Genomic DNA, 5,152 nt, shown 5'->3' on the forward strand with positions numbered 1-5,152 from the left:
AAATAGATTATTCGGTATTAGCCCCGGTTTCCCGGAGTTATCCCAAACTATAAGGTAGGTTGCCCACGTGTTACTCACCCGTCCGCCGCTAACGTCAAAGGAGCAAGCTCCTTCTCTGTTCGCTCGACTTGCATGTATTAGGCACGCCGCCAGCGTTCGTCCTGAGCCAGGATCAAACTCTCCATAAAAGAAATTTGATAAGCTCAAATTGTTTTGCTGGCATCATGTTTGATGTCCAAAATTTTGTTTCGTTCACCAACTCAAGGTTAGCTACTAAAAACTTTATTGATTACGTTTTGCTTGTTCAGTTTTCAAGGTTCATTTATAATCATTATCTCTTTCGTTAAGAGCTAACTTTTATATAATAACATGTTTTATACATAATGTCAAACAGTTATTTTATTTTTGTATTGTTCTAGTTGCATGTTCATCAGCAACTTTTATATAATATCATCTACCTCATAGGACGTCAATAGTATTAATTCATTTTTTTAAAAGTTTTATAGCTTATATCTCGGCCATGCTTTTAAGAATTGAATCGTACGGTTTCTTCCAATTTCTAAAAGTGTTTCTTTAGTCTCTTCGTCTAAATCAAATTGTGTGGCGCTATAATCGTCAACAGGAATAAAAATAATATCTCTTTCATGTCGTCTTGAGATATATCTTTCATCATGAGCATCTTTCATAGTAGAAAATAAAGCTTCAAATAAATTTAATCCATTTTTAATTTCATGTGGGTGTTGCTCTTCTCTACGTCTACTCAATTTAAGTCCAATGATCGGTCGCACTTTACGTCCTTCTCTATCATCAAATACCCACAAAGGGAAATTACTCAATACACCGCCATCTACAATAACTGAATCTCCTTTCCCTGTTTTTAATGTAACGGGTTCAAAGAAAAATGGTATACCACAACTCATACGTAAAGCACACGCAACCGAAAAGTTTTTAGCATCAATATGATATTTTTGTAAATCATCCGGTAACACAATCATTCTGCCATTTGTTAAATCTGAGGCCACTAACTTTAATGAATCTCTAGGTAAATCTCCGAATGTATAAACGCCTTTTGCTGCTAATTTCTGAAAAAACCATTTTTCTAATGCTTTTCCTTTATATAAACCTAAATGGTGATAAACATTAACCCACTTCATAAATGGGAATGGTAAAATTGTTTTCCTTGGATCTAATAATGAAGGGACATCCAACTCTTCTAACATAGTCTGGATTTCTTTTCCGCTATACCCTGCAGCAATAAAAGCAGCTAATATAGCCCCGGCACTCGTTCCAGCTACCCGTTTAAAGCGAAAATTCTCAGCTTCTAGTACTTGATACGCCCCAACAAGTGCAAACCCCTTTAAACCGCCACCAGAAAAAACACCATCAATCCACAAAATTTCCTCTCCTTTTTAAGGTAATCGTTACATTATATAAAGAGTTATATACAATTAGAACGAACTCAATGAGTATTTTGTCGAATTTACAAACGACTTTGATACTGGCATACGGATCTAAAAATAGTAAAAGGATTAGCTCTGTTCAAGATAGAGCTAATCCTTTTAACTTAGTTACTGTTATTTACTTAATTTTAAAATGGGCAATTTGGCCTTTTAAGTTTTCAACCATATCATTTACTTGATTAGCTGTTCCTAGCATTTCTTCCATAAAAGCAGATTGCTCTTGCATAGTTGAAGCAATATTTTGAGTACCTGCTGATGTTTGCTCCAATGATTGCACAGTTGTCTCAGTAGTCCCTAATACTTGTTCAGAACTTGCTGATATTTGTTCTACTGTTGAAGCAATTGATTGCGTTCGCATACTAATGTTTGAAATTAGAGATGATATTTTTTGGAAAGTATCTCCAGCCAATCTTATTGCGACAGTCTCTTGATCAATTTCATCTACTACTCTCGTAATAGCTTCAACCGACTCATTAGAATTGTTTTGCATTTCAGAGATTAATTTAGTTATATCATTAGCAGATTGGGCAGATTGTTCTGCTAAATGTCTTATTTCATCTGCGACAACAGCAAACCCTTTTCCATATTCACCTGCACGAGCAGCCTCAATAGCTGCATTTAGTGCTAGTAAATTAATTTGATCTGAAATACTTGTAATTACATTTGTAATTTGTCCTACTTCTTTAGAACGTTGATGCATTTGTTCTGTCATTTGCATAGAGGCTTTTGAAAGCTCGTTAATTGAATCAATTCCTTGTACGGATTGTTGAATGACATTATTACCTTGATTGGATTCTTCAGATGTCTTAATAGATTCATCAGAGACGTTTGTAGTAGATTCTGTAATTTCTACTATCCCCTCTGATATTTCTCTAATCGCAATTTGATTTTGTATAGCCCCAGTTGTTACCATTTCGCTACTTACTGAAACTTCCTGAATTGCTGCTGATACCTGATTAGCCATTTCTGTCACTTGCTCTATACTTTGAGTCAATTCTTTAGATCCGTTTGCTACATAGTCTGCTGTTGAGGATACATGACCTATAACTTCTTTTAGCTGTACTTGCATACTATTAAAACTTGATGCAAGTTGACCAATTTCATCATTACTCGTATTTTTTATTTCCTGCGTTAAATCACCAGCTGCAATTACTTTAGTATAATCTACAAGTTCATTTAACGGTTTAGAAATTCTTTTAGCAGTGAAATATGCTAGTATACCACTTACCACAATAAATATAAGTGCTAATAATACACATACTTTTAATAATAAATTTTCTAGATCAACTATAAAATCTGCATCTTCATCCAATCCTAAGACAGAATCTGTTCCTTGAACTTGTAAAAATGTAGACTTATGAGCACCGTAATCATCTATATAAATATCACTTGTAACCATTTTTGTTGTACCTAGCGCTGCTTTTTGTTCATCTGTAAACGCTAGCGGTGATAAATACTTATCGTCATTACCTAAAAATAAAATGACTTCTTTATTATCTACTTTACTCATAATATACACATTTTCTAAATCATGCTCTTTTTGAAATGCATTTCCTCTAGACGCTAGTTCTTCATATGCACTTTTGTTTGTTTTAGCACTATTGATTAATTCTTTATCAAATAGCTCATCAAAATCCTCCATTTTCATTGTTAAGCTCTCTTCAAACTGAGGAATAATATACCCGTCAATTAAACGATCAGCTACAATAAAAATGGCAAAGCTAAAAATTGTGCTTATAACAACAATAGGCATTAATACGTTTATTAATATTTTCTTTCTGATTGTCATACCTTTAAACACCATTAACGCTCCTAACTGCAATAAAAAAATTAGTCATTATTAAAAAAATACCAATTCTTTTAACGTTATATATTGATTCAGATCTAAATCCAATAACCTTATATTTTCATTTAAATCTGGTGACTTATGAAAGATTACAGCAAAAGTAGAGCCTTCATTTACTTTCATTGGTCGATATTCTAAAATTTCACCAAAATTTAGTTTAAACGCTTCATGATTAATAGATACAACTTGCTTACAATCAATAGAGGCATCTATTTCAGCACAACAAAAACTATAAATTGAATCGTCCATTTGATTAACTATATTTTCCCAATCGGGCTTTTCTTGTTTAAAAAAGTACTCACACGCGTTTACACCATACGCATGAACGCCAAGTTCATTTGTACCGATACCAGCAAATCTAAGTGGATTTACTTCAATAGGAACAATCTGGTCATCATTATCGATGCGAATTTCAATATGTATAGGTGCAGACTTTAAAGCGAAGAACGATGAAATAGTTCTTAAAAACTCTTGAATTTTGTTGAGGGACTCATTTATTACTTGCTTACTCGTATAGTAAATTCTATCGCTCATGTCTTTCTCATGCCTAAACATTCTTTTAAAAAGATTTAGGATAACAGGTTCCCCGTCTTCTGTAAAATATACGTCAACAGCGTATTCATCGCCTTCAATTAATTTTTCAATTATAAATGATTGATTATTAATAACTTCGATTGGATACTCTGAACTTGTAACTTCCATTTCAAACTTAAGTTGTTTAATAGTTTCTTTATATTCTTCTACCTTATCAATACGATGTACACCTATACTTGAATATCCTATAACAGGCTTAACAATAATAGGGTAAGGTAGAGCACTAGGATCTAATTCTTCTAATTCTTTTAGAGAAACTTCTGTGAAAAAGAAATCTTTATAATGTCTACTTAATGTTTTCCTGAAAGTAACTTTATTTTTCAAAATATCCGTAACAGTTGTTAAATAGTGATTAGGCGCATATTTTGATAAAATATTAAGTCCATTTTCAGAGTTGAAGAGAATTGGAGAATTCCCTTTCTCTAATTCAATCAACAAATCGTCTACCTTTTTTAAATTTATAGTAGATTCGTTTGGTATAAAAACTTCATTTAATTTGATTACCGGAATTTTATTCTTACTAATTGTGTCCGCTAATAAGTCCGAAACATAAGGTCTATCTAGTATTATCAATATTTACACTCCTATCTATAATTTTTTACATATCTATATACTAATAGTATGTAAAAATAACTATTACCTATTTTAATATATAATACCTATAAAAGCCATAATATTACCTTTTAATACTATGGGTAATATTACATCTAAATTAATATGAAAGCATAATGAAATATCTAAATACTAATGAGTATATTTAACTATATAAAGATTAACTTTTGCTAAAGTAAATAATTAAAAAAAATCGAGAAGCTTAAATTAGCTTCTCGATTTTTTACTATTGGTTAAATACCATTTGTATAATTTTATAAAAAAAACAGCCAGCACACAGCTGACTGTTTACATTGCCTAGCGACGTCCTACTCTCACAGGGGGAAGCCCCCAACTACCATCGGCGCTAAAGAGCTTAACTTCCGTGTTCGGTATGGGAACGGGTGTGACCTCTTTGCCATCATCACTAGACTATTGTCGGCTTTCAATATACGTCGTATTTCTTCGTCAGCTTCAGTCGTTCAGTCAGTCACGTACTTAAGTACGCTCCTTCCCTCTCTCCATCGCTTCCTCGAACTACTCGTATCTTGAAACCCTATATGAAAGAATTGTTCTTTCAAAACTGGATAAACGGTGCATTGAATGTTTCAAACATTTTGGTTAAGTCCTCGATCGATTAGTATTCGTCAGCTCCATGTGT

The 5,152-nt window shown here is 32.8% G+C and carries 3 protein-coding genes and 2 rRNA genes; all 5 read right to left on the reverse strand.

The features are described from left to right. Positions 1-188, reverse strand: a 16S ribosomal RNA gene (locus ABE34_RS11610); the annotation flags it as partial. A gap of 312 nt (positions 189-500) precedes the next feature. After that, positions 501-1,394 carry a patatin-like phospholipase family protein gene (locus ABE34_RS11615; RefSeq protein ID WP_197142674.1) on the reverse strand — a complete coding sequence of 298 codons (894 nt, stop codon included), beginning with the start codon at positions 1,392-1,394 and terminating at the stop codon, positions 501-503. Positions 1,395-1,578: 184 nt separating this feature from the next. After that, the gene (locus tag ABE34_RS11620) at positions 1,579-3,249 is read right to left on the reverse strand and encodes a methyl-accepting chemotaxis protein (RefSeq protein WP_241747091.1); all 1,671 of its coding nucleotides are present in this window, start codon (positions 3,247-3,249) and stop codon (positions 1,579-1,581) included. A 51-nt stretch (positions 3,250-3,300) separates the two neighbouring features. Then, positions 3,301-4,473 carry an ATP-grasp domain-containing protein gene (locus ABE34_RS11625; protein ID WP_197142675.1) on the reverse strand — a complete coding sequence of 391 codons (1,173 nt, stop codon included), beginning with the start codon at positions 4,471-4,473 and terminating at the stop codon, positions 3,301-3,303. 334 nt (positions 4,474-4,807) lie between these two features. Further along, a 5S ribosomal RNA gene (rrf, locus tag ABE34_RS11630) occupies positions 4,808-4,923 on the reverse strand. Positions 4,924-5,152 lie beyond the last annotated feature (229 nt).

The sequence above is a fragment of the Lysinibacillus sphaericus genome (genome assembly GCF_015844675.1).
In the GTDB taxonomy this organism is placed as follows: Bacteria; Bacillota; Bacilli; order Bacillales_A; family Planococcaceae; genus Lysinibacillus; species Lysinibacillus sphaericus_E.

Excerpts from the sequence above, each read along its gene's own strand:
- ABE34_RS11620 (WP_241747091.1), bottom strand. The coding sequence starts at position 3,249 with ATGACAATCAGAAAGAAAATATTAATAAACGTATTAATGCCTATTGTT.